We start from the raw sequence: 26,314 nt of genomic DNA, 5'->3' as shown, positions 1-26,314 counted from the left end.
GAATGTGACCATTCGCCCGATTCCGTTCGAGCAGCTCGACCTCTCGTCCAAGAAACTGACCGTCATCGGTGGGACCAACGGCCTCGGCCGAGCGATCGCCCAGCAAGCCCTCGGGCGAGGTGCGGACGTCACGGTGGTGGGGCGGACCTTGCGCGATGCACCGGCTGCCCGACTCACGTTCGTCGCGGCTGATCTGTCATCGATGAGCGAGGCTCTCCGCCTGGGCGTCGAGCTCCCGGTCGAATCCTCCGACGTCGTGCTCTTCACCACGGGAATCATCGCGGCCAAGACCCGGGAGGAGACACCCGAACATGTCGAGCGGGACGTGGCGATCAGCTATCTGAGCCGGCTCGCCGTCCTGCAAGGCCTCAGCCCCAGGCTCGGATCGGCGCGAGCGGACGGTTCCCCCAGGCCGCGCGTCTTCGTCATGGGATCCCCCGGCACCGGAACGACCGGAGACCCCGACGACCTCAACTCCGAGAAGGACTACAAATCCATGGTGGCGCACGGCAACACCGTCGCCGGAAACGAGGCCCTCGTACTCGGCGCGAAGGACCGGTTCCCGGGGCCCGCGTTCTTCGGCCTGGCGCCCTACCTCGTCAAAACCGGTATCCGCAGCAACCTCTTGGGCGACGGAAGCCTCGCGCACCGGCTGGTCGAGTCCGCCATCGGCGTCTTCATGCAGTCGCCCGAGACGTATGCGCGGCGGATGGTGCCGCTGCTCTTCGCACCGGAACTCGAAGGCCGGACGGGCCTCATGTTCGGCCACAAGTCCCAGCCGATCCTGCCGACCCGAGGCTTCGACGGAGCCTACGTCGACCGCTATCTGTCGGCCTCCGAAGCACTCCTGCGGCGCGCACTCACCACGACAGCGACGTGACAGCCATTCCCAGGATCGCGAGGTCGTAGTCCGCCGGGTGAGCGAGCGCACCGGCGCTCGGACCGGCACCGACCGCGCCGTCACCGGCCTTGCGACCGCCCGTTCCGACCTTCCTGCATGACCTCGCCGAAGAACGCCCAGATCGCGGCCGGGGCATCGAGGCTGTCGTCGGTCCTGCCCATGAGCCGGGGGAAGCGGTAGTCGGGATTGGGGATCGTGTGCCCGCCGCCGGTGACCGTGAACGCCACGACGGGGGGCTTGCCGGGCTCGGTGTAGCGGGTCTCGATCACCGACGGGGCATCTGATCCGTCGAGGGGCGATCCGGTGGGTGGCCAGCTGGTCGGGGGCCGGGTGATGCCGTTGACCTCGGCGAAGGCACGGGCGGTGGCCTCGGCGGACAGTACGGTGCCGCGCTTCTGGAAGCCGAAGATGCTCGCCTCGCCGCCCCCGTACGGCATGATCGGGTCGCGCGTGCCGGCGATGAGCAGCACGGGCAACGGGGACTTCGGCGCCGTGACGGCCCACTGGTCCGGTGTGGGCAGGCCCGCCCCGATCACCGCGATGCCGGCGAGCCGCTCCGGCGTCCGGGCGGCGAGCCGGAAGGCCAGCTGCCCGCCGTTGGAGAAGCCGGTGACGAACACCCGGGCGGGATCGATGCCGTGCCCCTGGCGGAACCGTTCGACGAGCGCGGCGATCAGGCCCTCGTCGTCGATGTCCTCCTTGCGGGCGGGGGTGACGGCGGCGGTGCGGCCGTCGTTCCAGCCGCGCTTGTAGCCGTCCGGATAGATCACCGCGAACTTGTGGCGTTCGGCCAACCTGTCGAAGCCGTATCCGGTGGCCCTACGAATGCTCTTCCCGTCCTGCTGTGAGCCGTGCAGGACGAACAACAGGGGCGCGCCGGGCGGCAGATCCGCGGGCACGAAGGCGCGGTACGAGCGTGTCCGGTCGGCCACGGTGATCGTGTCGACCGTCACCGGGGCGCTCAGCCGCGGCTCGGCGGGCTTGGCGCCGTGCAGGAAATACCCGTACGCGGCGGCACCTGCCGGCACCACCACACCGATCGCGGCCAGTGCCGTCACCGAGGCGCTCATCGGTGTGCTCCCTGGTCATTCGTGGTTGTCGTGCATACCCGCCGTACCCGCATGGCCTTGTCCTCACGTCGTTCCCCGTACGTCCGGTACTCCGGGACGTTCTGCCTGCGCTTTCACCCTGCGGTCGTGGCCCGGGCGGCATCCAGGGACCGAGAGTCCGTGGCTGGCCGGTGCGCCCCGCCGTACCGTGGTGACCATGGACAAGCAGGCGCTCGCGGAGTTCTTGCGCGGTAAGCGGGAACGCGTACGGCCCGAGGACGTCGGTCTGCCGCACGGGCCCAGGCGTCGTACCCCCGGCCTGCGCCGCGAGGAGGTCGCGCAGCTCGCGCACATCTCCGTGGACCACTACAGCCGCCTGGAACAGGCCCGGGGACGGCATCCCTCGCACGCCGTGCTGACCGGTATCGCCCGCGCGCTGCGCCTGTCCGACCAGGAACGCACCCATCTCTTCCGCCTCGCCGGAGAGACGGCACCCGAGCATGCCCAGGGGCCCTCCCGTGACGTGGATCCCGGCACCCTGAACCTGCTGGCGCGCCTCACCGACGCCGGCGCCCTCGTGCTCGACAACACCTGCCGGGTACTGGCCTGGAATCCGCTGGCGGCAGCCCTGTTCGAGGACTTCTCCACGCTGACCGGCTCGGACCGCAACGTCATCCGGCGCTATTTCCTGCACCCCGGGCACCACACCTACGGCATGACCGAGCCCCACCGGTTCGTGACCGCCGCCGTCAGCTATCTGCGTGTCGCCACCGCCCGCTACCCGGACAACGCCGAACTCCGCGCCCTCGTCGACGAGTTGCTCGCCGGGAGCGAGGACTTCGCCCGGCTGTGGAACTCGCACGAGCTGCGCATCGAGCACCACAACCACCAGGAGATCCAGCACCCCCAAGTCGGGCCGATCGACCTGGACTTCGACGTCCTGACCGTGCCCGGCCAGGACCAGCAGCTGATCATCTTCACCGCCGAACCCGACTCCCGCGCCTACCGGACCTTGCAGCTGCTCAAGGTCATCGGTACGCAACGCATGGACGTCGCGACCTGATCCACATGCCGTGCGACCTGCGGCACCGCCCGGTTCCAGGGCACTGAAACCACCGTGAAACCGAGCTGAATGCGCCCTGCCGCAAGCTCTGCGGCATGACGACAACGACCCATGAACTCGCGATCTCAGCCACCGGGCTGCGCAAGGCCTACGGGGACAAGACGGTCCTCGACGGCATCGACCTGGCCGTGCCGGCCGGCACCGTCTTCTCCCTGCTCGGTCCGAACGGCGCCGGCAAGACCACCGCCGTCAAGATCCTCTCCACTCTCGTGACCGCCGACGCCGGCGTGCTGCGGGTCGGCGGTCACGACCTGGCCGTCGACGCGCAGGCCGTGCGGGCAGCGATCGGTGTCACCGGGCAGTTCTCCGCCGTCGACGGGCTGATCACCGGCGAGGAGAACATGCTCCTGATGGCGGACCTGCATCACCTGTCCAGGCAGGAGGGCCGACGGGTCGCCGCCGAGCTGCTGGAGCGTTTCGACCTCACCGAGGCCGCGAAGAAGCCCGCCTCCACCTACTCCGGCGGTATGAAGCGCCGCCTCGACCTCGCCATGACCCTGGTCGGCGACCCGCGGATCATCTTCCTCGACGAACCGACGACCGGCCTCGACCCCCGCAGCCGGCACAACATGTGGGGAATCATCCGGGAGTTGGTCTCCGGCGGTACGACCGTCTTCCTCACCACCCAGTATCTCGACGAGGCCGACGAACTCGCCGACCACATCGCGGTGTTGAACGACGGCAAGCTCGTCGCCGAGGGCAGCGCCGAGGAGTTGAAGCGGCTCGTCCCGGGCGGACATGTACGGCTCCGCTTCACCGACCCGGACACCTACCGGTCCGCCGCCACGGCCCTGCGCGAGGTCACCCGGTTCGACGAGGCGCTCTCGCTCCAGATCCCCAGCGGCGGCAGTCAGCGCGAACTGCGTTCCATCCTCGACTGGTTGGACGCCGCCGACATCGAGGCGGACGAGCTGACCGTGCACACCCCCGACCTCGACGACGTGTTCTTCGCCCTGACCGGCGGCGCCAAGGTCCCCCACCAGCCCAGCGAGACCGACCAGCCCAAGGAGAACGTCCGATGAGCAGCCTCTCCCTCGCCGTCCGTGACTCGTCCACGATGCTGCGCCGCAACCTGCTGCACGCGCGCCGCTACCCGTCCCTCACCCTGAACCTGCTGCTCACGCCGATCATGCTGTTGCTGCTCTTCGTCTACATCTTCGGCGATGTGATGAGCACGGGCATCGGTGGCGCGGACCGCTCCGACTACATCGCCTACCTCGTCCCGGGCATCCTGATGATGACCATCGGCGGCACCGTGATCGGGGCCGCGGTGTCCGTCGCCACCGACATGAACGAGGGCATCATCGCCCGCTTCCGGACCATGGCGATCCACCGCGGGTCCGTGCTCGTCGGGCACGTCGTCGGCAGCGTGATCCAGTGCGTTGCCAGCGTGGTCCTCGTCGGGGCCGTCGCCGTGGCCATCGGCTTCCGGTCCACGGACGCGACACCTCTGGAGTGGCTGGCGGCGTTCGGGCTGCTGGCGCTGTTCTCCCTGGCGTTCACCTGGATCGCGGTCGGGATGGGCATGGCCAGCCCGAGCGCCGAGGCGGCCGCCAACAGCGCGCAGCCGTTGATCCTCCTCCCGCTCATCTCCAGCGCCTTCATCCCGGCCGACACGATGCCGGGCTGGTTCCAGCCGATCGCCGAGTACCAGCCCTTCACCCCGGCCATCGAGACGCTGCGCGGCCTGCTCCTCGGCACCGAGATCGGCAACAACTGGTGGATCGCCATCGCCTGGTGCGTCGGCCTCACCGTGCTCGGCTACCGCTGGTCCACGGCTTCGTTCAACCGCGACCCGAAGTAGTCGCCATGACAGCGCGGGCGACGTCCCGCAACTCGTCCCGCCCCAGGGCGGCGTACTCCGACACCGCGTCGGCGTACGCCGCCCTGTCGGCGTCCTCGGCCGCCCGCCGGGCGAGGTCCGCCGACATCGTCGGCTGGAACTCCCGCAGCACGCCCAGCCGTTCGGCCAGCGCGATCATCCGTACGGCATCGGTATCGGCATGGGTATGGGCACCCGCGCCCGCTTCGCCGGACGCGAGCCCCACCATGCCGAGGGCGTGCAACATCGTTCCGAACAAGGGGAGTTCGGAGGGCGAGCCGACCGGTTCGGCGAGCAGCGTGCGCAGCCGCCGGCGCAGCCCGTCGACCAACTCCGCCACCAGCGCCAGCCGTCCGGCACGAGCGTGCGCCGTCACCGCCACCGACTGGACCATGAACGCCCACGGGTCGAGCCAGGCATCGTCGTCGCGCAGCGCGCCGGCCGCGAGCATGCGCTCCACTGCGCCGCGCCACAGCCCGAGTCCGACCTCCGTCAGCCCACGAGCGAGCGCGATCTCGGCGCGCCCGCCGAGGTCGGGCCGGTAGAAGTCGTCCTCCGGCGGGGTGTTGTCGCTCTCCGCCTGCCGCAGCCAGTACTCCGCCTCGTCCGCGTCACCACGTTGCAGACACGCGAGGACGAGAAGCGAACGGATGCCGATGTAGTCCTGCCCGTCACCGAGCCGCGGCAACACCGCGAGCGACGCCTTGAGATGCTCGTACGCCTCCTCGCCCCGCCCCGTCCGCAGGCACAGCTCGCTCAGCCGGGAGTGCACCATGAGCTGCACGGAGGGATTGTCAACTCGGGCCAGCCCGACGACCGTTCGGCGGGCGGAAACCAGCGCGCGCTCGATGTCGTGCTCGAACTCCCAGACGTAGCAGGCGACACACTCGGCGATACCGGAGAGCAAGGGCTGCGCGCCGCCCCCACCTTCACCCTCGCCTTCGCACAGTCTGCGCAGCACGTCGTAGTCGGGCGGCCGTATCTCGGGAATCGCGCTCAGCACGATCCCGGTGGCGCGCATCAACGTGTCCGGCGGGGCCGACGGCAGCCGCCGGAGGGTGACGAGCTGGCGTACGGCGCGCGGGCCCGGGCCCATGAAGACGATCACCGTGGCCAACACGGCGGCCGTGCGGGCGACTTCGACGTATGCGGGCTCGGGGCGGTAGCGGGACAGCGCCGGTCCGGTGTCCGCGGCGAGGGCGATGAGGCGGGGGTAGTTGGTGGCGGTGGACCACAGACTGGCGAGGACGGCGGTGAGGGCGGCGGTCGCCGGGTTGTCCGTACGGGCGAGGGCGTGCCGCAGGGCCGCCACGAGGTTGTCCTGCTCGGCCTTGATCCGCTCCCACGCGGCCTGCGAGTCCGAACCGAAGAGCACGTCGTGGTGCGCGACCCCGAAGTCCCGCGCCCAGAGCAGGAATTGGTCTACGGCCGCCTCGTCCTCGCCCGCCTCGGTACGCCGGGCCGCGCTGAACTCCCGTACGGTCTCCAGCATGCGGAACCGCACCCCGGCCGGGGTGTCGGCGACGGTGAGCAGCGACTGGTCGGCCAACTGCTCCAGCAGGAGCAACGCGTCCTCCCCGAGGACCTGTTCGGCCGCCTCGCCGGAGAAGCCGCCGGGGAAGACGGACAGCGTGCGCAGCGCCGCTCTGGCGTCCTCGGCGAGCAGGTTCCAGCTCCACTCCACGACCGCATGCAGGGTGCGGTGGCGCTCCGGTACGTCCCGTGCCCCGCCGCGCAGCAGCGCGAACCGGTCACCGAGGCGGCGCGCGATGTCCGGAACCGACAGAACCCGCACCCGTGCCGCCGCCAGCTCCACGGCGAGCGGCAGCCCGTCGAGGTGGCGGCACAGCTCGGCCACCGCGTCCGGCGGCAGCTCGACACCGCTCCGGGCGGCGCGGGCCCGCTGCGTGAACAGCTCGGCCGAGATGCCGAGACCGAGCTCCGGCAGCGCGTACAGCGCTTCCGAGGTGAGGCCGAGCGGGGACCGGCTGGTGGCGAGCACCCGTAGGTCCTTGGAGGAGGAGACCAGCGCCTGAACGAGGTCGGCGGCGCCCCGGATGACCTGCTCGCAGTTGTCGAGAACCAACAACGCGGGCCCGGAGCCGAGCACGCCGAGGATGCCGGACACCGGGTCGCCCGAGGCAGGCCCGTTCATGGCGCCGGCGCCGAGCGCGGAGGCGACCTCCGCGGCCACGTCCGCGTCCTCGGTGACGCCGGCGAGCGGCACGAAGTACACCACGCGCTGCTCGGCCCGGCGGCTGACGGCGTGCGCGAGCCGGGTCTTGCCGAGGCCTCCAGGGCCTACGACGGTGACGGCGCGCGAGGACCGGAGCAGCCCTTCCACCGCTGCGATGTCCTCGTCCCGGCCGAGCAACGGGTTCGGCTCGTGCGGCACACCGTGCCTGGCCACCGGAGCCTCACCGCGCAGCAACTCCTGTTGTACGGCCTTGAGTCCGGCGCCCGGGTCGGTTCCGAGTTCGTCACGCAGCTCACGGCGGTACGCCTCGTACCGGGTCAGCGCGGCGGACGGGCCGGCCGTCGCCGCCTCGCCGCGCAGCAACTCGCCGAGCACCTCCTCGTCGCGCGGATGCGCCACGGCTGCCGCGGCGAGCGGTCCGGCGGCCTCCGCGTGCCGTCCGAGGCGGGCGAGCGCGAGCGCCTGTGCGCGGACGAGTATGTCGTGGACGGGGGCACGTTCGGCGCGCAGCGCGGCCACCGGGTCGTCGGTGTCACCGCCCTGGTCGGGGGTGCCTTCCCACAGCGCGAGTCCGGCCTCGGCCGCGGCCAGTGATCCCGCGTGGTCCCCGGCCCTGGCCCGGTCCGCGCAGACGGCCGCGTGCAGCAGCAGGGCGGAGCTGTCGACCTGGTCCTCGGCGAGGGCGAGCCGGTATCCGGTCGGCGTGCTGACGATGAGGTCCGCGCCCAGCTGTGACCGCGCCCGGGACACGAGAACCTGAAGCGCCTTCCCCGGTCGCTCCGGCAACTCGTCCGGCCACAGTCCCTCCACCAGCCGCTCGGTGCTGCAACCGGTGCGCAGGTCGCCCGCGAGCAACGCGAGGAGACCGCGGAGACGGGGCGCGGTGACCTCCTGTCTTCGATGGGCGACACGCGGCAGCAGGGTCAGGTCGATGGTCACCCGTGCAGGTTAACCAAGGTCCCGCCCCAGGCGCGCGAGTGGAGACAGCGCCATCAGCGCCGGGGACAGCAACATGCCAACGGCCATGACCAGCAAGCCGGTCCGCAGCCCCCACTCCTGCCCGAGGAACCCGCCGAACAGTGAGCCCAGCGGCGCCAGTCCCATGCCGGCGAATGTGATCGTCGCGGCCACCCGCCCCTGCAACCCGTGCGGAGTCACGGCCTGCCGGACGGCCATGACCGTGACGCTCACCAGCTGCCCGGCGATCCCGAACACGAAGTTGACCGCGAGGAGTACGGCGATCGTCGTCGCGGACGAACCGTGCAGCGCGGGCACACACACGAACACGCCGTCGCCGAGTGCCGCCGTCAGCACGATCACCCGGCCGTATCCGAACCGGCCCGGCAGCCGGGCGGCCAGCAGCGCGCCGACGAGCGCGCCCGGACCGGTAGCCGCGAGCGCCAGTCCTACGGCGGTGCCCGACAGGTGCAGTTCGCGTGGGAGGAAGAGCAGATAGACGGTCATCGTGGCAGCGAAGAAGAACTGGAAGGCGGCCGCGGCGAAGCACACGGCCCGCAGCGAGGAATCGCCGGCGACGAAACGCAGTCCCTCATGGACCTGCCGCCATACGCGAGGGGAACGTTCCAAATGCTCCGGGACGGACTCGGTACGGCGGATCCGTCGGACCGACAGGAACGACAGGGCGAAGAACAACGCGCTGGAGGCGACAGCGACCGGCGCCGACAGCAGGGTCACCAACGCGCCGCCGAGAGCGGGCCCACCGATCTGAGCGGCGGACCGGCTGCCCTCCAACACACTGTTGCCCCGCACTAGTTGATCCTGTGTCACCAGCCGTACGAGAGAGGCCTGGTAGGCCACGTCGAAGTACACGGACAGGACCCCGGCGACGAAGACCAGCACGAACAGCGCGGGCAGACCGAGCCAGTTGAGCAGTCCGGCCACGGCGGCGGCGCCCAGCACCAGGGTTCGGCCGACGTCGGCCACCACCATCACCGTGCGGGTCCGCCAGCCGTCCACCCAGGCGCCGACGAGGAGCGAGAGCACCAGGATCGGCGCCTGCTCCACCGCACGCAGGGCACCCAACTGTCCGGCGCCGACGTCGAGCGTCAGGACGGCGAAGAGCGGGAGGACCACCAGGCTTGACTGTTCGCCGAGTTGAGAGGCTGTCTGACCCAGCCAGAGTCTGCGGAAGTCGCGGTCCCGCCACAGGCTCGACGGAACAGGCCGACGGGAATCGGATACAGGCATGGAAACCCTCTGAGTTGCCGACAACGAGACCCGCGACCCGGCGCACGAAAGGCGCACCGACGGTACGGGTGGGAGAAGGCTCGCTGTGCCGCAGCAACATCAAGGGCGGCACGCGATGACGGACCGATCTCGGCCTATGCCGTCAACGCGCGCCCGGACGACCGGGCATCTCTGGGCTCCAACTTCTCGGCGGTCACTCGTCGTCCGGACAGTAGCTCGCGGTGGCTCGATACGAAAAGCGATTACTTCTCTCCCCGGAGCCCTCACTCGCCCGGCGCTCAGGAACCGCGGTGCGGTGGCATGACACGCCCTGCGCGCGCCGCCTCCGTCGTTGCCCTAGCTCAGAGCGCGCACACGAGGCGCATGTACTAAGGCAGCTTTATAAAGTAGCCTTAGTATGTGAACGAAGACCTGGACCCGAACTCGGTCGCCTCTGCCCTGCTCACGAGCATCGGCATGCTGGTGCGACGGGCCCGCCAAGTGCCGGTCGAGGGTGGGCTGACGATGCCCGAGCGGACCGCCCTGTCGCGGCTGGAGCGCACGGGCCCCACGACCTCCTCGGCGCTGGCCCGGGAGGCGCAGATCACCGCGCAGGCCATGGGGGCGACGCTCAACGCGCTGCGGACCCGCGGTCTGGTCGAACGTCGCCCGGACCCGGACGACGGACGGCGCGTGGTGCTGACGGTGACCGACGCGGGCCGGCAGGCGCTGCGGGACAAGCGCAACGCGCGGGCCGAACTCCTCGCCCGCGCTTTGACCAGCGGTGCGTTCACCTCTACGGAGCTGGAGCAACTCGCGGCGGCGGGACCGCTGTTGGAGCGCCTGGCCCAGCACATCTGACGTCGACGGAGTCACGAGGAAGCAGGCCGATGACGGATCCCTCCAAGACGCGCGCCCCGCGCCGCCCGACCGCCGGCGACCGGTACAAGTGGACGGCGCTGACGAACACGACCGCCGCGGTCTTCATGTCCGCGCTGGACGGCTCCATCGTGCTGATCGCCCTGCCGACGATCTTCCGGGGCATCCACCTCGATCCACTCGCGCCGGGCAACATCGCCTACCTGCTGTGGATGATCATGGGATACCGGCTGGTCCAGGCCGTGCTGGTGGTCACGGTGGGGCGGCTCGGCGACATGTACGGCCGGGTCCGGATCTACAACTCCGGGTTCGCGGTCTTCACCTTCGCCTCCGTCCTGCTCTCATTCGACCCCTTCGACGGCGGCCACGGAGCGATGTGGCTGATCGCCTGGCGGGTGCTACAGGCCGTGGGCGGCTCGATGCTGACCGCGAACTCGGCCGCGATCCTGACCGACGCCTTCCCCGAGGAACAGCGCGGTTTCGCCCTGGGCATCAACCAAGTCGCCGCCCTGGGCGGGATGTTCATCGGTCTGGTCGCCGGCGGCCTGCTGTCGGCCTGGGACTGGCGGGCGGTGTTCTGGGTGAACGTGCCCATCGGCGTGTTCTTCACGGTGTGGGCCTACCGCACGCTGCGCGAGACCGCCAGGCGCGACGGCGGCCGTATCGACTGGTGGGGCAACATCACCTTCGCGGTGGGCCTCAGCTCGACCCTGATCGCGATCACCTTCGGCCTCCAGCCCTACGGCGGCCACACCATGGGCTGGACCAACCCGCTGGTCGACGTGCTGATAGCCGGCGGCCTGCTCCTCCTGGCGGCGTTCGTCGTCATCGAGAACCGCGCCTCCGCACCCATGATCCAGCTGAGCCTCTTCCACCAACGGGCCTTCACCTTCGGCAACTTGGCGGGCCTGGCCATCTCGATCGGCCGGGGCGGAATGCAGTTCGTGCTGATCATCTGGCTCCAGGGCATCTGGCTCCCGCTGCACGGATACGACTACGGCGACACCCCGCTGTGGGCCGGCATCTTCATGCTGCCGCTGACCGCGGGCTTCCTCGCCGCGGGCCCCGTCTCCGGCTACCTGTCGGACCGGCTCGGTTCCCGGGGGCTGGCCACCGGTGGCGCGGCGCTGTTCGGCGCCACCTTCCTGGGCCTGATGTGCCTGCCGATCGACTTCAGTTACTGGATCTTCGCGGTGCTGATCGCGCTCAACGGGATCGCCAGCGGGATGTTCGGCTCCCCCAACTCCTCCTCGATCATGGGCAGTGTGCCCGCCCGGCTGCGCGGTGTCGCCTCCGGGATGCGCGCCACCTTCCAGAACTCCGGCACCGCCGTCTCCATCGGCGTGTTCTTCTCCCTGATGATCGCCGGGCTGGCCAGGAGCCTCCCGCACACGCTCACCGCCGGACTGCAACAGCAGGGCGTACCGGCCCACTTGGCCGCCCAGGTCGGTGGCCTGCCCCCGGTCTCGTCCCTGTTCGCCGCGCAGTTGGGCGTCAACCCGATCCAGCATCTGCTCCAGCCCAGCGGCGTCCTGACCCATCTGACGGCGGCGCAGCAACACACCCTGACCGGCAGCGAGTTCTTCCCCACGCTGATATCCGGGCCCTTCCACTCCGGCCTGGTCATCGTGTTCGCCTTCGGCGCCACCCTCGCCTTCCTCGCCGCGATCGCCTCCCTGCTGCGCGGCGCCGGCACCGGCCCCACGGCCAGGACGCCGGGACCGCGCGGGGCGTCCACGGGCGACGCCCTCGCACGACCGGACAGGTGAACCGACGGCCTGACCCCTCCCCCGATTTCCCTCACCCGGCGACCGGACGACACCCACAGGAGAAGCAACTCCCATGCCACTGACAACAATCGACCCCGCGTCCGCGCTCGTCGTGGTCGACCTCCAAAAGGGCATCGTCTCGGCCCTCACCGACGCCCCGGTCACGGCCGCCATCAAGCAGGCGACCCACCTGGCCACCGAATTCCGGCGCCACGGTCTCCCCGTGATCCTGGTCAACGTCACCGGACGCGCGCCGGGACGTACCGACAACGGACGGCCCTCGAACAGCACCGCACCGGGACGTGTTGGCGCCAGGCAGTCCGCCAACACCACCGCCCCGCCCGCCGGTTGGGCAGACCTCATCGACGAACTCGACGTCCAGCCGACCGATCACCTGATCACCAAGCGACGGCGCAGCGCGTTCCACGACACCGGACTCGACACGCTCCTACGGGACTTGGGCGTCACGCAGGTCGTGCTGTCCGGCATCGCGACCAGTTCGGGCGTCGAATCGACGGCACGCTCGGCCTCCGACCACGGCTACCACGTCGTCCTGGCCACCGACGCCATGGGCGACCCCGACCCCGAGGCCCATCGCCACAGCGTCGAGCGCGTCTTCCCCAAGCTGGGCGAGACCGCGACCACCGCCGAGGTCGTCGACCTGGTGGAGGCGACCCGATGAGCGTGCTCGGCCGACTCCTGAAGAACCGCAGAGCAGGCGAGACGCACACGGCGTGGAACCTGCCCAACCTCCAAGGACCCGATCAACTGACGCTCACCAGCACGGACTTCGGCGACGGCCAGGTCATGCCGCTGAAGCAGTGCGCGAAGACCGTCGGCGGCGCCGACCTGTCGCCCCAGCTTGCCTGGACCCCGCTTCCGCCCGGTACCGCGCAACTCCTCCTGGTCGTCGAGGACATCGACGTCCCGATCGCCAAGCCTGCGGTGCACTGCCTCGCGTTGATCGACCCGGCGGCCGGACACCTGGAGCCCGGTGCCCTGTCGTACCGACAGCCCGGCCCCGGCGTGCGGGTGCTCCGCTCCACCATCGGACGCGGCTACCACGGTCCCGCGCCCGTCAAGGGCCACGGCCCGCACCGCTACGTCTTCCAGCTGTTCGCCCTCTCGGCCGCCGTCGACAGCGCCCCCGGCACGACGCCGGTGGACCGGGCACGTCCCCGCGCCCTCCTGCCCACGATCACCGCACCCGTCCTCGGCCGGGGCCGGCTGACCGGCGTCTACGAGCGCTGACCCCAACGCCCCTCAGCGTGCGACCGGTTCAGTCGACGACCGGTACGGACGGTGCCCCCGGCGGCATGTTGAACGGGGTCACCACCTGGATCACCGAGGGCAGTGTCGGGCCGTCGTCGGGAAGGGCCTTGTGGGCGCGCATGACGATCTGGCAGGCGCGGCGCATGTCCTGGCGCAGGTCGTGGTGGAGGACCGCGGACAGGCGGCGCTCGCGCAGCAGCCGGGTGTTGTCGTGGTCCAGGTCGTGGGCGATGAACACCGCGCACTCCCGGCCGAGCGCGTCGAAGGCGTCGAGGGTGGCGAGGTTGCCGCCGCCCGCCGAGTACACGGCGATGATCTCCTCGTCCCGTTTCAGCGCCTCCAGGACCAGTTCGTGCTGGGTGGCGTCCAGGCCGTCGCTGTCGGTGACCTCCACCAGGGACCGCCTGGGGTCGGCGAGGCGCATCGCGCTGCGGAAGCCCATCTCGCGCTCCTCCTCGCCCCGGAACGAGCCCCGGCTGATGGTGGTGAGCACGTTGCCGGGCCGCTTGCCCAGCCACTGTCCGAGGAGGTAGGCGGCGGTGGCGCCGGCCGCGCGGTTGTCGATGCCGACATAGGCCTGGCGTGCGCTGTGGGGCAGATCCGTCACCAGGGTGACGACGGGGATACCGGCCACGACCAGCCGCCCGACGGCGGCGGCGATCTCCGGCTCGTCGGGGGCCTTCAGAATCACGCCCTGTGTGCCGCGCCTCGCGATCCCGTCCAGCGTCGTGGTCAGTTCGGCGGGCGGGCAGGTCTCGCGGAAGTGGAAGCGCGAACGCACCAACGCGGGATGCAGGGAAGGGAGTTCGGCTTCGAGTGCCTCCCGTACGGCGGTGGAGAACCGCTCCGGCGTCTGCATCACGATGTCGATCATGAAGGTGCGGCCGCCGAGCCGGACCTGGCTCTGCTGGCGGTCCAGGTCCTTGATGGCTTCCTGGACCTCCCTGATGGTGCTCTCCGTGACATTGCCCCGCTGATTGAGGACGCGGTCGACGGTGGCCGTACTCAGCCCGGCCTGGCGGGCGATTTCCCTGATCGGGTACCGGTGTCGCATGAGTGATCCCTCAGACCGATGATGCACTTTTGATGTTGCGAGAGGCATTGAATGATGGGTTTGTTTTATCAAGACTGGCAGAAACGCACTGACAGCGAAAGGGACCCGGATGTCTCCCATCACCGCAAGGACGCGGACTTGGCTGACCGAAGCGGACTGCGATCTTGACGCGTTCCGCTCACTCGTGGAGCAGCGCACCGACATCGCCGACCATCCCTCGGCCGAACGGATCGAGCAGAACGTCCCGCTCTACGACAGTGCCCGGCTCCGTGCTCTCGCGGCCACCGCCGAGGGCCGCCGGGACCTGCAGAGCGAGCTGGTGCAGGCGCTGCTCGACGGGCCCGGCATCGTGGTCCTCAAGGGCGCCTTCCCGGACGAGGCCGTCGTGGACCGGGCCTCCGACGCCTTCCGCGCGCTGATCGAGGAGGAGCGCGCGAGCGGTGCGGGCCGGGGTGACCACTTCGCCAAGCCCGGCGCGAACGACCGCGTCTGGAACGCCCTGGACAAGGTGGCCGTACGGGCACCCGAGGCGTTCGCCGATTACTACGCCAACGACATCCTGGAGCTGATCTCGGAGGCCTGGCTCGGCCCCGCCTACCAGGTCACCTCGCAGCTCAACGTGGTCAACCCGGGCGGCGCTGCGCAGAGCGTGCACCGTGACTACCACCTCGGTTTCCTCACCCAGGAGCGGGCAGCGGCCTATCCGGCGCACGTCCACCAGCTCTCTCCGGTGCTGACTCTCCAGGGCGCGGTGGCCCACGTCGACATGCCCGTCGAGTCCGGCCCGACGCTCTATCTGCCGCACTCGCAGAAGTTCGAGCCCGGCTATCTCGCCTGGCGGCTCCCGCAGTTCGTCGAGTACTTCGGCGCGAACCACGTCCAGCTCCCCCTGGAGAAGGGCGACGCGGTCTTCTTCAACCCGGCGCTCTTCCACGCCGCCGGGCACAACCGCTCGGCCGACATCAAGCGCATGGCCAATCTGTTGCAGGTCTCCTCCGCCTTCGGGCGTGCCATGGAGACGGTGGACCGCGAGGCGATGGCGAACGCCCTGTTCCCGGTGCTGCTGAGCCGCAAGGCCGAGGGCGTCTCCGACGACTGGCTGCGCCGTGTGATCGCCGCCACCGCCGAGGGCTACCCCTTCCCCACCAACCTCGACCTCGACCCGCCGGTCGAGGGTCTCGCCCCGCCCTCGCAGGCGGACACCCTCCACCAGGCCGTCGCGGAGGAGTGGGACCCGGAGCGGCTGCGCCACGAACTGCAGGCCGCCGCCAAGCGCCGCCAGAGCTGAAAAGGACACATCACTCTCATGGGACTGCTTGAGGACAGGGTCGTCCTCGTCAACGGCGGCAGCCAGGGCGTCGGCGCCGGTGTCGTACGGGCCGCGGCTGGGGAAGGCGCGACCGTCGTCTTCACCGGCCGCCGCGCGGAGGTGGGCGAGAAGCTCGCCGCGGACACCGGCGCCCGCTTCCTGCGGGCGGACCTCTCCGATCCGGTCCAGGCGCGCGACAGCGTCGTACAGACCGCCGGGGCCTACGGACGCATCGACTGCCTCGTCAACGCGGCGGGGCTGACGTCACGCGGCTCGTTGCTGGACACCACGCCGGAACTGTTCGACCAGCACATGGCAATCAACTTGAAGGCACCGTTCTTCGCCATGCAGGCAGCCGTGGCCGACATGATCTCCCGCTCAGCACCCGGGACGATCGTCAACATCGGCTCCAACTGCGCCCACGGCGGCCCGCCTTACCTCGCTCCGTACTCGACGGCCAAGGCGGGCCTCGCGGGTCTGACCCGCAACGCCGCGCACGCGCACCGCTTCGACCGGATCCGGATCAACACCGTCAACATCGGCTGGACGGACACCGAGGGCGAGGACGCCGTCCAGCGCGCCTTCCACGGCGCGGGCGACGACTGGCGCGAGCAGGCTGCCAAGTCGCAGCCGATGGGCAAGCTCGGGCAGGTCGACGAGATCGCCGAGTTCGTGGTGTTCCTGCTCTCCGACCGCAGCGGCGTGGTGACCGGCTCGGTCGTCGACTGGGACCAGAACGTCTTCGGCGGCCAGGACTGAGCCGCGCGCCGGCAGAAGGAGCACGTCTCTCATGCGCATAGGCATCATGGGACTGGGCCGCATCGGCGCCTTCCATGCCGAAACCCTCGCCGGGCTCGACGCCGTGGACTCCTTGGTGGTCACCGATCCGGTGGCCACCGCCGTCGCCACCGTCACCGAACGCTTCGGTGCCGTCCCCGCCGACTCCCCCGAGGCGCTGCTCTCGGCGGGAGTCGACGGTGTGGTGATCGCCGCCGCGACCGACGCGCACCCCGAACTGATCCTCGCCGCCGTGAAGGCGGGCATCCCCGTGTTCTGCGAGAAACCCGTGGCCCGCGGTGTCGAGGAGAGCCTGGCGGTGCTGCGCGCGGTGGAGGGCAGCGGTGTCGAGGTGCACATCGGCTACAACCGGCGCTTCGACGCGGGCTGCGTCGCCGCGCGCCGGGCCGTGGTGAGCGGTGAACTCGGCGACCTGCACACCGTACGGTCCACCACGCTCGACCCCGCCCCGCCGCCGGCCGCCTATGTGGCCGTCTCCGGCGGCATCTTCCGCGACTGCGCCGTGCACGACTTCGACATCGTGCGCTGGGTGACCGGCCGCGAGGTGGTCGAAGTCTACGCGACGGGCGGCAACCGCGGCGCGGAGTACATCCGTGCGGCCGGTGACGTCGACACCGCGTCCAGCCTCCTCACCCTCGACGACGGCACCATCGCCGTCGTCTCCAACTCCCGCCACAACGCCCGCGGTCACGACGTGCGCCTCGAACTGCACGGCACGAAGGACAGCGTCGCGGTCGGTATGGAGGACAAGTTGCCGCTACGGTCCGTGGAGCCGGGGGCGACCTTCCCGGCCGGCACTCCGCACACCTTCTTCATGGACCGGTTCGCCGCCGCCTACCGCGCCGAACTCACCGCGTTCACCGAGGTGGTGGCCGGCACCCGCACCTCCCCCTGCACGGTCGCCGACGCCGTCGAGGCGAGCCGGATCGCCGACGCGTGCACCCTGTCCCTGCACGAACACCGTCCCGTACGACTCGAAGAGGTGCGCAAGTGACGACGGACGAACCCCTGCGGATCGGCGTCCTGGGCGCCGCGCGGATCGCCGAGCTGTCGATCGTGGGACCCGCCCGGGCGACCGGCCACCGCCTCGTCGCGGTGGCCGCCCGCGACCGCTCCCGCGCCGAGGCCTTCGCCGCCGGACATGGTGTGGAGCGGGTGGTCGGTTCCTACGCCGACCTCATCGCCGACCCTGAGGTCGAGGTCGTATACAACCCGCTGGCCAACAGCCTGCACGGGCCGTGGAACCTGGCCGCGCTCCGGGCCGGAAAGCACGTCCTCACCGAGAAGCCGTCCGCGAGCAACGCGACGGAGGCGGCCGAGGTCCACAAGGCCGTGGCCGAGGCCGGCACGGTGTTCATGGAGGGCTTCCACTATCTGTTCCACCCGGTCGTCCTGCGTCTCCACGAGCTGCTGGACAGCGGGGAGTTGGGCGAACTCCGGCACGTCGACACCATGGTCGCGATGCCCGCTCCCCCGGACAGCGACGTACGGTGGTCGCTCCCGCTGGCGGGCGGCGCGCTGATGGACCTCGGGTGCTACAGCCTGCACGCACAGCGCATGCTCGCCCCCTGGGCGGGCGGGGCACCCCGGCTGGTCGCCGCACGCGGCGGCGAGAAGGCCGGGGCACCGGGGATCGACGAATGGCTGGACGCGGACCTGGAGTTCCCCAGCGGCGCCACCGGCAGCGCCCGCTGCCACATGGCCCACGACACCTGGCAGATGAGCTGCCGCATGGTGGGCTCACGCGGCGAGGCCACGGTGATGAACTTCGTGCAGCCCCACCTGGACGACCGTGTCGTCGTGCGTACGGCGGCCGGTGAGCGCACCGAGGAACTCGGCCGCCGGTCGTCGTACACCTACCAACTGGAGGCCTTCGCCGCCCACTTGAGGGGCGGTGAGCCGCTGGTGCTCGACGCGGACGACGCGCTGACCACGATGGGGCTCATCGACGACTGCTATCGGGCGGCGGGGTTCCCGGTCCGGCCGAGTACGGTGCTTCCCCAGGCCTGAGAAGAGACAGCGGTGGGGGGCGGTACCGGACCGGTACCGCCCCCCAACCGCTGTGCGCGTCGCACGTCAGCCGACTTTGAGCGCGTCCTCCTCGGGGAGTTCGTCGACGTCGAGGCCGCGGACCTGGGACAACTCGTGCTTCAGCGCGGCGAGTTCGGTCCCGCCCGCCATGTGGTTGGTGAGCTCTTCCAGCGTGATCTCGCTGCGCTCCGCAGAGAGTTCCATCGTGCCCAGGCGCAGCACGCTGAAGTGGTCGCCGACCATGTAGGCGTGGTGCGGGTTGTGGGTGATGAAGATGACCCCGAGACCGCGTTCGCGGGCCGCGGCCACGTACTTGAGCACGACACCGGACTGCTTGACACCCAGGGCGGCGGTCGGCTCGTCCAGGATCAGGACGCGGGCGCCGAAGTAGACGGCGCGGGCGATCGCCACACACTGGCGCTGGCCGCCCGAGAGGGTGCCGATGGGCTGTTCCAGGTTGTCCAGGACGATGCCCATGTTGCGCAGTTCCGTATCCGCGGTCTTCTTCATCTTCTCGATGTCGAGACGACGCAACGGCCAGGGACCCCTGGTCATCTCCGAGCCGAGGAAGAAGTTGCGCCACACCGGCATCAACGGCACGACGGCCAGGTCCTGGTAGACCGTCGCGATACCGCGGTCCAGCGCCTGACGCGGGGTGGTGAAATGCACCGGCCCGCCGTCCACGAGGAACTCGCCCTCCGTGTGCTGGTGCAGCCCGGAGATGATCTTGATCAGGGTCGACTTGCCCGCGCCGTTGTCGCCCAGCACACAGGTGACCTGACCCGGGCGGACCGCAAGGTCCACACCGTGCAGGGCACGGACATTGCCGTACGCCTTGCCCGCGTTGCGCAGTTGGACGATCGGCGCGTCCGCGCCGGCCGGCACGCTGTCGGTGAGAATGGCGCCGTGGGTGCCGGATTCGTTGCTTGCCATGAAGGTCACCTCCGGGTCGCGGTGCGCTGGACCCACAGATTGATGAGGACGGCGCCCAGGAGCATCACGCCGAGGAACGCCTTGAACCAGTCGGGGTTCCAGCCGGCGTAGACGATGCCCTGCTGCACCATGCCGAACATGAACGCCCCGAAGACCGGGCCGATCGCCGAACCGGCACCACCGGTCAGCAGACAACCACCGATCACCGCCGCGGAGATGTAGATCAGCTCCTGGCCCACACCCTCGCCGGACTGCACCGTGTTGAAAGTGAACAGCTGGTGCATGCCGATGAACCAGGCACCGAAACCGACCAGCATGAACAGCGAGATCTTCGTGAACGCCACCGGCACACCGACCGCCCGCGCGGAGTCCTTGTTGCCGCCGACCGCGAAGATCCAGTTGCCGTACTTCGTGCGCAGCAGCACCCACGTCGCGACCGCCGCGAACACCAGCCAGTAGAAGATCGTGATCTTCACATCGACGCCGCCGATGTCGAAGGACGTCGCGAAGACCTTCCTGGCCTGGTCGAAGCCGTCCATGTTGCTGATGTCGTCGGTCGCGACATTCCCGGTGACCAGCTTGGTGACGGCGAGGTTGACGCCCTGGAGGATCAGGAAGGTGCCCAGGGTGACCAGGAAGCTGGGCAGGCCGGTCTTGACGACCATCCACCCGTTGAGGAACCCCACCCCCAACGACACCAGCAGCGCGACGATCACCCCCACCCACACGTTCATGGTCAGCTGGTAACTGAGCATGCTCGCCGTCAGCGCGGAGGTGATGACGGCGACACCGGCGGAGAGGTCGAACTCCCCACCGATCATCAACAGCGCGACCGGCAGCGCCATGATGCCGATCGTGGACGAGCTGTAGAGGATGTTCGCCATCGAGGCGCCGTCCCGCACCGGCGGAGCAGCGATCAGGAAGAACACATACACCGCGGCCGCACCGAGGAACACACCCACCTCAGGACGCGCCAACAACCGTATGGGCAATGGCCGTTCAGAGGTCCGCCCGTCCGACTCGGGGACCGGCGGAGCCGGCGACGAGGAACCCGTCGCCGGAGCCGTGAGCTGGGTCATGGGCGTCACCGCGTTCCCTTGGCGGCGAACTCGGCGACCTTGGCGACGTTCGTCTTGTCGACGAAGGCCGGGCCGGTCAGCACGGGGGCCTCGCCGCCGCCGCTGTAGTTGCCGTTCGTCTTGTAGAGCCACAGCGAGTCGACCGCCAAGTAGCCCTGGAGATACGGCTGCTGGTCGATGGCCCACTGGATCTTGCCGGACTTGATGGCGCCGACCGCGTCCTTGTTGAGGTCGAACGTGGCGAGCTTGGCCTTGCTGCCGGCGTCGGAGATGGCCTGGATGGCGGTCATCGCGAACGGGGCGCCGAGCGTCGTCACGTAGTCGATGGTCTTGTCCTGCTGGAGCTTGGCCGTGATCGTCGACTTCACCGACGGCATGTCCGTGCCGTTGACGTTGAGGATCTCGGTCTTGCCGGTGAACGTCTTCTTCACGCCGGCGCAGCGCGCCTCCAGGGCCACCTGACCCTGTTCCATGATCACGCAGATGGTGTGCTTGGCGCCGGCCGCGTTGAGTTTGCGGCCGAATGCCTCGCCGGCGATGCTCTCGTCCTGGCCGAAGTACTCCAGCAGACCCTGCTTCTTCCAGTCCTGCACGCCGGTGTTGAAGCCGACCACGGGGATGCCGGCCTTCTCGGCGGTGGCCATCACGGACTTCATGGCGTCGGGCTTGGCGAGGGTGACCGCGATGCCGTCGACCTTCTGGTCGATCGCGTTCTGCACCAGGTTCGACTGGTTGGGGCCGTTGGGGTCGGACGAGTAGACGAGCTTGATGTTGTCCTTGGCGGCGGCGGCCTGCGCGCCCTTGCGGATCGTGTCCCAGAAGGTGTCGCCGGGGGCCGCGTGCGTGATCATCGCGACCGTCATGCGGGGCGTGGTGGCCTTGCCCGCGGAAGCGCCGGAGGTGTCCTCCGTGGACTTCTTGCCTCCGGAACTGCTGGAGCAGCCGGCCACAAGCAGTGCGGCGGCTGCCGCCGCCGCGACGACGGGGACGATTCTACGGGAGCGGGGGTGGGATGTACGGTCCATCTTTCCGGCACCTCACTGTGCTGCAGGGGAAAGGAGAAGCGGCTGGCCGAGCGAAGGCTGCGTATCACATGCCGTTAACACGGCTGTTGCTTATGACGAGATAGAACCGTCATGCCACCCCCAGGTCAACGCTTGTAATGACATCATTTATCCATCACGACAAGATGTCTGAACATTTCCCTGACGTCAGCTAAAGAATGGCCATTACACCGAATTGGGCGGCCCTCGGCGACTCATTCCTCGAAGCACAGGAAAAACAAAGATGGCGGGGACGACCGTGGTTTCGTCCCCGCCATCTCTGTGGCTTTTACTTCACGAGCGCGGCAGCACTCCGGTATGCCGCGGCGGCGGCCTCCCGCACCGGCAGCGCGCGGTGCGCGTCGGAGAGGATCTCCACACCCCAGGGGCCGCGGAAGCCGGCCGTCCGGAGCGCGGCGATGATCCCCGGCAGGTCGAACGAGCCCTCTCCGCACAGGCGCCGGCGGTGGACGGTGTCCTCGAAGAGTGTGCCGACGACGTCACTGTCCGCGTCGTTGAGTTCCACGCCGACGATCCGCGACCCGGGCACGTCCGCCAGGTCGGCGGGCGGCGTATGGGCGCGCTCGACGTGCCAGACGTCGATGATGAGGCCGCCCGCCGGGTGACCGGCGGCCTCGACGAGCCGCAGTCCGTCGTGCACGGTCCTCAGGTTGGACCAGGGCAGCGGTTCGACCCCGAGTCGGGCGCCCACCCCGTCGGCCTGCGCGGCCAGCACGGCGAACTCCTTGGCCCAGACGTCGAGTTCCCAGGGTTCGTCCGAGACGTCGGGGCCGATCTTGAAGGTGCGTGCGCCGAGCGCCTCGATGGCTCTCAGCATGCCGACCCGGACCGTGTCCGACGCGGCCCGCCGGGGTCCGTCGGCCCACCAGTCAGTCAGCAGCTCCAACTCGACATGACTGATCCCGTTGTCCGCGAAGAGCGACCGGATGCCGGCCATTCCGTACTCGCGCTCGGCCTCCACCAGGTCCGCGTACAGCAGCCCGAAGGCGGTGAATCCGGCGTCGCGCGCCGCTTCCACGCGGTCCCGCAGATTCAGCGGGCTGCGCTGGTCCGCCTCATCGGGAGCGGCATCGCCCGCCGTGGTCCAGCACGTGGCCAGAAATTCGTCAGCGGTCATTTCTGCTTCCTGGGTTCCTCATGTTCGGATTCCTCAAGTTCACAAGACGCGGCACCCGATGACTCCGGCATTCTGAGGCGCCCTCACACGTCGGTCAATCCCTCAGAACACATCAAAAGCACATCAGGACCGTACGGTGCTACGCGACGCCGCGCAGCACCGTGCGCAGGTGCTCGGCGCTGGCCCACACGTCCTCGACCGGGCCCTTCGCCTTGGGCTCCTCGGTGAGGATGGTGTCCTGTTCGAGGACGTACCAGCCGTCGTAGCCGCGGGCGCTGAGGTGGGTGACGATGGCCTGGACGTCCACGTCTCCGGCGCCCAGCGGGCGGTACATGCCCTTGCGCACGGCGTCGGTGTAGCTGAGCTGGCCGTCCTGGACCTTGGCGGCGAGGGAGGCGTCCACGTCCTTCATGTGGGTGTGGGCGATGCGCTCGGGGGCCTGCCGGGTGAGCTCGGCCGGGTCGGTGCCGCCGATGAGGAGGTGGCCGGTGTCGAGGCAGAGCGAGATCGCCGAGTGCTCCAGGACGCGCCGGACCTCGTCGCCGTTCTCGATCATCGTGCCGACGTGCGGGTGCAGAACGGCGCGGACACCGCGCTCGGCGGCCAGCGAGGCGAGCCGGTCGAGGTTGGACAGCAGCAACTTCCAGCCGTCGGCGTCGAGTTCGGGGCGGGAGTCGTAGCCGTCCTGGCCGGTGATGGCGGACAGGACGAGCACCTCCGCCTTCGAGGCGTCGTAGCCCGCCAGGAGCTGTTCGGCCTCGGGCAGCGGGTCGTGGCCGGGCACGTGCAGCAGCAGCGGGGTGAAGCCGCCGACGGCGTGCAGGTCGTGGTCGGCGAGCGTGCGGGCCATGGCGTCGGGCGCGCTGGGCAGGAAGCCCTCGGGGCCGAACTCGGTCGCGGCCAGGCCGACCTCGCGCATCTCGTTCAGCACCCGCTCGGGCGTCAACTGGTAGCCCCAGCCGGGGACTTCGCACACACCCCAGGAGATGGGAGCACCGGCGATCCTGTTTTGGGGGGAGGTGGTCATGCTGTGGCCTTTCTGAGATTCCGGTCGGGGTGGGACCAGGGGCGGGAACCACGTCGGGATGAGCGGACAGCGGCTGGTGGCAGGCCGAACGGGTCGCACGCGCGCGTCAACATCCCGAAGGCGGTGGCGAGGGGTGGGGTCATGGCGAGGCCGACCACCGCCGGGTCCGCCGCAGGCTCCATCGCCCTCTCCCTCCAGAAACCGTCATGCCCGACCACGAGCGCGCTGATCAGTCTGTCGCCCGGGCCGTTCACATGGGCGTAACGGTAGGTGCGGCGCAGGGCATTGTTGAAGGGGTCAAAACCATCATTAATCCTTCATTGGGCACGTCTTTTTCCCTCATCCGTACTTGACGGGCGGCAGCTGTCGGCGGATAGCTTCACGTGCACGGTGAGGCGAGTCCGTACTGAGGGGAGTCCGTGCCCATGGCAGAGCGCGCCGTTCCGTCTCGTGTGGTGGTCGCGGAGCGTGTCGCCTCCGAGCTGGGCTTCACGTTGAGCTGTATCCCCGAGGTGGGCAGGCTGCTCAAGCTGGCCGCCGCCTCGAAACCGCACGGAGTCGTCGCGGAGAGCGGCACCGGCACGGGAGTGGGCGCCGCCTGGCTGCACAGCGGGCTCGGCGCCGGAGCCCGGCTGGTCACCGTGGAGCGTGACGAGGAGCTGGCCCGGCGGGCGGCCGCCGTCTTCGCGGACGACGACCGTGTCACCGTCCTCACCGGGGACTGGCGGCTGCTGGAGCGGCACGCCCCCTTCGACGTCTTCTTCTGCGACGGCGGCGGAAAACGTGAGGACCCCGAGCGGGTCGTCGGTCTCCTCGCCCCCGGTGGCCTCCTCGTCCTGGACGACTTCACCCCGTCACCCCACTGGCCACCACGTCACGGCGCCGAGGTCGACGAACTGCGCCTGTTCTACCTCACGCACCCGGCCCTCGACGCGACCGAAGTACTCACCACACCGTCCACCTCAGCGGTGATCGCCGCACGCCGCCCCTGAGCCCGGTCCGGTCGCAGTTGGCGTTGTCGTACCGGCCGGCGGGCGACCGGGGCAGTCTCAGTGAGGCGCGCGCTTCAGGAACAGCTCCAGTCCGGTCAGGAGCCGTTCCACGTCGTCGGTGCTGGTATAGGGCGCGAGCCCGATACGCAGACCGCCGGAGTCGCCCAGGCCGAGCCGGCGGGAGGCCTCGATGGCGTAGAAGGAACCGGAGGGCGCGTACACGTCGCGTTCCGCCAGGAAGCGGGAGGCGTCCTGCGTGCCCAGTGCGCCGAAGGCTTCGTCCAGCGTCAGGAGCACAGTGGGCGTCCGGTCGGCCGCCTTCGAGTGGACGGTGATCCCGTCCAGAGTGGCGAGTCCCTGGTCGATGCGCGTACGCAGGGTTTCCTCGTGCTGGTGAAGCGCGGCGAGACTCGCGGTCAGGCGCTCGCGGCGACTGCCGCCGGCGTCCGTGTCGAGGCCCGCGAGGACGTCGACGGCGGTACTCGTCCCGGCGAGCAACTCGTAGGGCAGGGTGCCGAGTTCGAACCGTTCCGGAACCGCGTCGGAGGACGGCAGGAGCTTGTCCGGCCGCAGGGTCTCCAGCAGCTCGGGCCGGGCGGCGAGGACGCCGTGGTGCGGGCCGAGGAACTTGTACGGCGAGCACACGAAGAAGTCCGCGCCGAGTCCGCCGATGTCGACCAGGGCGTGCGCGGTGTAGTGGACGCCGTCGACATAGACCAGGGCACCCGCCTCATGAGCCAGCCGGGAGATGTCGGCAACCGCGGGTCGGGTGCCGATCAGGTTGGAGGCGGCGGTGACGGCGACCAGCCGGGTGCGGTCGGACAGGGCGGCGCGGAGGTGGTCGAGGGTGAGTTCGCCGGTCGCGGGGTCGAAGTCCGCCCAGCGGATGGTGGCCCCGGCCCGCTCGGCGGCCTGGATCCAGGGGCGGACGTTGGCGTCGTGGTCGAGCCGGGTGACCACGACCTCGTCGCCGGGCGACCAGGTCGCGGCGAGGGTGCGGGAGAAGTCGTAGGTGAGCTGGGTGGCGCTACGACCGAAGACGATCCCCGAGGCCTGCGCCCCGAGGAGATCGGCCATGGCCGAGCGGGCCCCGATGACGATGGCGTCGGCGTTGCGCTCCCCCGCGGTCACCTGCCCGCGGTTCGAGAGGGGGTTCGCCAACACCTGCGTGATGGCCTCGATGACCGGTCGGGGCGTCTGTGTACCACCGGGACCGTCGAAGTGGGCGGGCCCACCCCTCAGGGCGGGAAACAGCGCGCGCAGGGCGGTGATGTCGTAGACCACGGAGGTGAGCTCCTGTCGATACCGTGTGCGGGCCTCGGGGCCCCGGGTGTCCACGACGATCATCGGACATCGAGGCGGTTCGGGGCAGTGGGCGAGGGCTCGGTGCCCCGCTCAGCACGGATACCGACGGGCCGCACACGTCAGGATCGGTGTCCCACAACACGTCCCAGCACTCCGCAGGGGGGCGGAGCTGCGTCACCTTACGGCCCCGCCGCGCGAGCGCACCTCACAGGGACCGGCACGGCCGGCTCCCACAGAGGCGCGGGGCTGTGCCAACATGCGGTTCCCCCACGGGGACCGGCGCAGCCAGGTCCGGCTCCCCCGCGCGAGCGCCCCCTCGAAGACCGGCGAAGCCCGGTCTTTCAGGGGCGCGGGGAACTGCGCGACCAGCCCCCACCGACCCGCACCCACTAGACGACCCAAAGCC

At 69.9% G+C, this 26,314-nt stretch carries 23 protein-coding genes; 13 read left to right on the top strand and 10 right to left on the bottom strand.

The features are described from left to right. Positions 1-4 precede the first annotated feature (4 nt). Positions 5-880 carry a Rossmann-fold NAD(P)-binding domain-containing protein gene (locus tag ACNFOC_RS10485; RefSeq protein ID WP_416958812.1) on the top strand — a complete coding sequence of 292 codons (876 nt, stop codon included), beginning with the start codon at positions 5-7 and terminating at the stop codon, positions 878-880. Positions 881-960: 80 nt separating this feature from the next. On the opposite strand, the gene ACNFOC_RS10480 is transcribed toward ACNFOC_RS10485, so the two are convergent. Then, entirely contained in the window at positions 961-1,971 is a 1,011-nt protein-coding gene (locus ACNFOC_RS10480; RefSeq protein ID WP_416958811.1) for a CE1 family esterase, read from the bottom strand. A 196-nt stretch (positions 1,972-2,167) separates the two neighbouring features. On the opposite strand from ACNFOC_RS10480, the gene ACNFOC_RS10475 reads away from it, so the two are divergent. The 3 genes from ACNFOC_RS10475 (at position 2,168) to ACNFOC_RS10465 (ending at position 4,877) form a co-directional block, all read left to right on the top strand. Then, on the top strand, positions 2,168-3,013 hold the full coding sequence (locus ACNFOC_RS10475; RefSeq protein ID WP_416958810.1) for a helix-turn-helix transcriptional regulator: 846 nt from the start codon (positions 2,168-2,170) through the stop codon (positions 3,011-3,013). Positions 3,014-3,108: 95 nt separating this feature from the next. Beyond that, a complete protein-coding gene (locus ACNFOC_RS10470; protein ID WP_416958809.1) occupies positions 3,109-4,095 on the top strand; it encodes an ATP-binding cassette domain-containing protein in 987 nt (328 codons plus the stop codon). Further along, a complete protein-coding gene (locus ACNFOC_RS10465; protein WP_416958808.1) occupies positions 4,092-4,877 on the top strand; it encodes an ABC transporter permease in 786 nt (261 codons plus the stop codon). The genes ACNFOC_RS10470 and ACNFOC_RS10465 overlap by 4 nt, the downstream gene beginning before the upstream one ends. Here ACNFOC_RS10465 and ACNFOC_RS10460 read toward each other — a convergent pair. Both ACNFOC_RS10460 and ACNFOC_RS10455 read right to left on the bottom strand, forming a co-directional pair. Continuing rightward, on the bottom strand, positions 4,858-8,031 hold the full coding sequence (locus tag ACNFOC_RS10460; protein ID WP_416958807.1) for an ATP-binding protein: 3,174 nt from the start codon (positions 8,029-8,031) through the stop codon (positions 4,858-4,860). The two genes, ACNFOC_RS10465 and ACNFOC_RS10460, sit on opposite strands and share 20 nt — an antisense overlap. Before the next feature lie 9 nt (positions 8,032-8,040). Continuing rightward, a complete protein-coding gene (locus ACNFOC_RS10455) occupies positions 8,041-9,300 on the bottom strand; it encodes an MFS transporter (protein ID WP_416958806.1) in 1,260 nt (419 codons plus the stop codon). Positions 9,301-9,699: 399 nt separating this feature from the next. Here ACNFOC_RS10455 and ACNFOC_RS10450 point away from each other — a divergent pair, with 399 nt between their 5' ends. From ACNFOC_RS10450 to ACNFOC_RS10435, 4 genes are all read left to right on the top strand, one after another. Next, positions 9,700-10,140 carry a MarR family winged helix-turn-helix transcriptional regulator gene (locus ACNFOC_RS10450; RefSeq protein ID WP_416958805.1) on the top strand — a complete coding sequence of 147 codons (441 nt, stop codon included), beginning with the start codon at positions 9,700-9,702 and terminating at the stop codon, positions 10,138-10,140. 29 nt (positions 10,141-10,169) lie between these two features. Then, positions 10,170-11,927, top strand: coding sequence for an MFS transporter (locus ACNFOC_RS10445; RefSeq protein ID WP_416958804.1), 1,758 nt, complete (start codon positions 10,170-10,172; stop codon positions 11,925-11,927). Between the two features lie 73 nt (positions 11,928-12,000). Next, a complete protein-coding gene (locus ACNFOC_RS10440) occupies positions 12,001-12,609 on the top strand; it encodes a cysteine hydrolase family protein (RefSeq protein WP_416958803.1) in 609 nt (202 codons plus the stop codon). Beyond that, entirely contained in the window at positions 12,606-13,178 is a 573-nt protein-coding gene (locus ACNFOC_RS10435; RefSeq protein WP_416958802.1) for a YbhB/YbcL family Raf kinase inhibitor-like protein, read from the top strand. Before ACNFOC_RS10440 ends, ACNFOC_RS10435 begins: the two co-directional genes overlap by 4 nt. A gap of 28 nt (positions 13,179-13,206) precedes the next feature. Here ACNFOC_RS10435 and ACNFOC_RS10430 read toward each other — a convergent pair whose 3' ends face one another. Further along, the gene (locus ACNFOC_RS10430) at positions 13,207-14,253 is read right to left on the bottom strand and encodes a LacI family DNA-binding transcriptional regulator (RefSeq protein ID WP_416958801.1); all 1,047 of its coding nucleotides are present in this window, start codon (positions 14,251-14,253) and stop codon (positions 13,207-13,209) included. 109 nt (positions 14,254-14,362) lie between these two features. On the opposite strand from ACNFOC_RS10430, the gene ACNFOC_RS10425 reads away from it, so the two are divergent. Genes ACNFOC_RS10425 through ACNFOC_RS10410 form a run of 4 tightly spaced genes read left to right on the top strand, consistent with a single transcriptional unit; the run spans position 14,363 to position 18,370 of the window. Beyond that, positions 14,363-15,541 (top strand): phytanoyl-CoA dioxygenase family protein, encoded by a 1,179-nt coding sequence (locus tag ACNFOC_RS10425; RefSeq protein WP_416958800.1) that lies wholly within the window; start codon positions 14,363-14,365, stop codon positions 15,539-15,541. A gap of 18 nt (positions 15,542-15,559) precedes the next feature. Beyond that, entirely contained in the window at positions 15,560-16,321 is a 762-nt protein-coding gene (locus ACNFOC_RS10420; RefSeq protein ID WP_416958799.1) for an SDR family oxidoreductase, read from the top strand. 31 nt (positions 16,322-16,352) lie between these two features. Further along, the gene (locus tag ACNFOC_RS10415) at positions 16,353-17,354 is read left to right on the top strand and encodes a Gfo/Idh/MocA family protein (protein ID WP_416958798.1); all 1,002 of its coding nucleotides are present in this window, start codon (positions 16,353-16,355) and stop codon (positions 17,352-17,354) included. Then, positions 17,351-18,370, top strand: a complete 1,020-nt coding sequence (locus ACNFOC_RS10410; RefSeq protein ID WP_416958797.1) for a Gfo/Idh/MocA family protein — start codon at positions 17,351-17,353, stop codon at positions 18,368-18,370. The genes ACNFOC_RS10415 and ACNFOC_RS10410 overlap by 4 nt, the downstream gene beginning before the upstream one ends. A gap of 66 nt (positions 18,371-18,436) precedes the next feature. Here ACNFOC_RS10410 and ACNFOC_RS10405 read toward each other — a convergent pair whose 3' ends face one another. The 5 genes from ACNFOC_RS10405 to ACNFOC_RS10385 all read right to left on the bottom strand — a co-directional run bounded on the left by ACNFOC_RS10405 (position 18,437) and on the right by ACNFOC_RS10385 (position 23,611). Next, entirely contained in the window at positions 18,437-19,324 is an 888-nt protein-coding gene (locus ACNFOC_RS10405; RefSeq protein WP_416958796.1) for an ATP-binding cassette domain-containing protein, read from the bottom strand. 5 nt (positions 19,325-19,329) lie between these two features. Next, complete coding sequence (locus ACNFOC_RS10400) at positions 19,330-20,403, bottom strand: ABC transporter permease (protein WP_416958795.1); 1,074 nt, start codon at positions 20,401-20,403, stop codon at positions 19,330-19,332. A 5-nt stretch (positions 20,404-20,408) separates the two neighbouring features. Next, positions 20,409-21,428 (bottom strand): sugar ABC transporter substrate-binding protein, encoded by a 1,020-nt coding sequence (locus ACNFOC_RS10395; protein WP_416958794.1) that lies wholly within the window; start codon positions 21,426-21,428, stop codon positions 20,409-20,411. Between the two features lie 307 nt (positions 21,429-21,735). Next, positions 21,736-22,584: a sugar phosphate isomerase/epimerase family protein gene (locus tag ACNFOC_RS10390; RefSeq protein WP_416958793.1), complete on the bottom strand. Its 849-nt coding sequence runs from the start codon at positions 22,582-22,584 to the stop codon at positions 21,736-21,738. A 139-nt stretch (positions 22,585-22,723) separates the two neighbouring features. Then, positions 22,724-23,611 (bottom strand): sugar phosphate isomerase/epimerase family protein, encoded by an 888-nt coding sequence (locus tag ACNFOC_RS10385; RefSeq protein WP_416958792.1) that lies wholly within the window; start codon positions 23,609-23,611, stop codon positions 22,724-22,726. A 425-nt stretch (positions 23,612-24,036) separates the two neighbouring features. Between ACNFOC_RS10385 and ACNFOC_RS10380 the strand changes: the two genes are divergently transcribed. After that, positions 24,037-24,603 (top strand): O-methyltransferase, encoded by a 567-nt coding sequence (locus ACNFOC_RS10380; RefSeq protein ID WP_416958791.1) that lies wholly within the window; start codon positions 24,037-24,039, stop codon positions 24,601-24,603. 57 nt (positions 24,604-24,660) lie between these two features. Here the strand turns inward: ACNFOC_RS10380 and ACNFOC_RS10375 are convergent, their stop codons facing one another. Further along, positions 24,661-25,887 carry a cysteine desulfurase-like protein gene (locus ACNFOC_RS10375; RefSeq protein WP_416958830.1) on the bottom strand — a complete coding sequence of 409 codons (1,227 nt, stop codon included), beginning with the start codon at positions 25,885-25,887 and terminating at the stop codon, positions 24,661-24,663. Positions 25,888-26,314: the final 427 nt, after the last annotated feature.

It is taken from the genome of Streptomyces colwelliae, from assembly GCF_048158785.1.
Taxonomy (GTDB): domain Bacteria; phylum Actinomycetota; class Actinomycetes; order Streptomycetales; family Streptomycetaceae; genus Streptomyces.
The sequence above is the reverse complement of the archived record's forward strand: the minus strand, read 5'-3'. Positions and strand labels throughout refer to the sequence as shown.

Excerpts from the sequence above, each read along its gene's own strand:
- ACNFOC_RS10425 (WP_416958800.1), top strand. The coding sequence starts at position 14,363 with ATGTCTCCCATCACCGCAAGGACGCGGACTTGGCTGACCGAAGCGGAC.
- ACNFOC_RS10400 (WP_416958795.1), bottom strand. The coding sequence starts at position 20,403 with ATGACCCAGCTCACGGCTCCGGCGACGGGTTCCTCGTCGCCGGCTCCG.
- ACNFOC_RS10405 (WP_416958796.1), bottom strand. The coding sequence starts at position 19,324 with ATGGCAAGCAACGAATCCGGCACCCACGGCGCCATTCTCACCGACAGC.
- ACNFOC_RS10455 (WP_416958806.1), bottom strand. The coding sequence starts at position 9,300 with ATGCCTGTATCCGATTCCCGTCGGCCTGTTCCGTCGAGCCTGTGGCGG.
- ACNFOC_RS10415 (WP_416958798.1), top strand. The coding sequence starts at position 16,353 with ATGCGCATAGGCATCATGGGACTGGGCCGCATCGGCGCCTTCCATGCC.
- ACNFOC_RS10430 (WP_416958801.1), bottom strand. The coding sequence starts at position 14,253 with ATGCGACACCGGTACCCGATCAGGGAAATCGCCCGCCAGGCCGGGCTG.
- ACNFOC_RS10380 (WP_416958791.1), top strand. The coding sequence starts at position 24,037 with ATGGCAGAGCGCGCCGTTCCGTCTCGTGTGGTGGTCGCGGAGCGTGTC.
- ACNFOC_RS10390 (WP_416958793.1), bottom strand. The coding sequence starts at position 22,584 with ATGACCGCTGACGAATTTCTGGCCACGTGCTGGACCACGGCGGGCGAT.
- ACNFOC_RS10465 (WP_416958808.1), top strand. The coding sequence starts at position 4,092 with ATGAGCAGCCTCTCCCTCGCCGTCCGTGACTCGTCCACGATGCTGCGC.
- ACNFOC_RS10475 (WP_416958810.1), top strand. The coding sequence starts at position 2,168 with ATGGACAAGCAGGCGCTCGCGGAGTTCTTGCGCGGTAAGCGGGAACGC.
- ACNFOC_RS10440 (WP_416958803.1), top strand. The coding sequence starts at position 12,001 with ATGCCACTGACAACAATCGACCCCGCGTCCGCGCTCGTCGTGGTCGAC.
- ACNFOC_RS10395 (WP_416958794.1), bottom strand. The coding sequence starts at position 21,428 with ATGGACCGTACATCCCACCCCCGCTCCCGTAGAATCGTCCCCGTCGTC.
- ACNFOC_RS10385 (WP_416958792.1), bottom strand. The coding sequence starts at position 23,611 with ATGACCACCTCCCCCCAAAACAGGATCGCCGGTGCTCCCATCTCCTGG.
- ACNFOC_RS10435 (WP_416958802.1), top strand. The coding sequence starts at position 12,606 with ATGAGCGTGCTCGGCCGACTCCTGAAGAACCGCAGAGCAGGCGAGACG.
- ACNFOC_RS10470 (WP_416958809.1), top strand. The coding sequence starts at position 3,109 with ATGACGACAACGACCCATGAACTCGCGATCTCAGCCACCGGGCTGCGC.
- ACNFOC_RS10445 (WP_416958804.1), top strand. The coding sequence starts at position 10,170 with ATGACGGATCCCTCCAAGACGCGCGCCCCGCGCCGCCCGACCGCCGGC.
- ACNFOC_RS10420 (WP_416958799.1), top strand. The coding sequence starts at position 15,560 with ATGGGACTGCTTGAGGACAGGGTCGTCCTCGTCAACGGCGGCAGCCAG.
- ACNFOC_RS10480 (WP_416958811.1), bottom strand. The coding sequence starts at position 1,971 with ATGAGCGCCTCGGTGACGGCACTGGCCGCGATCGGTGTGGTGGTGCCG.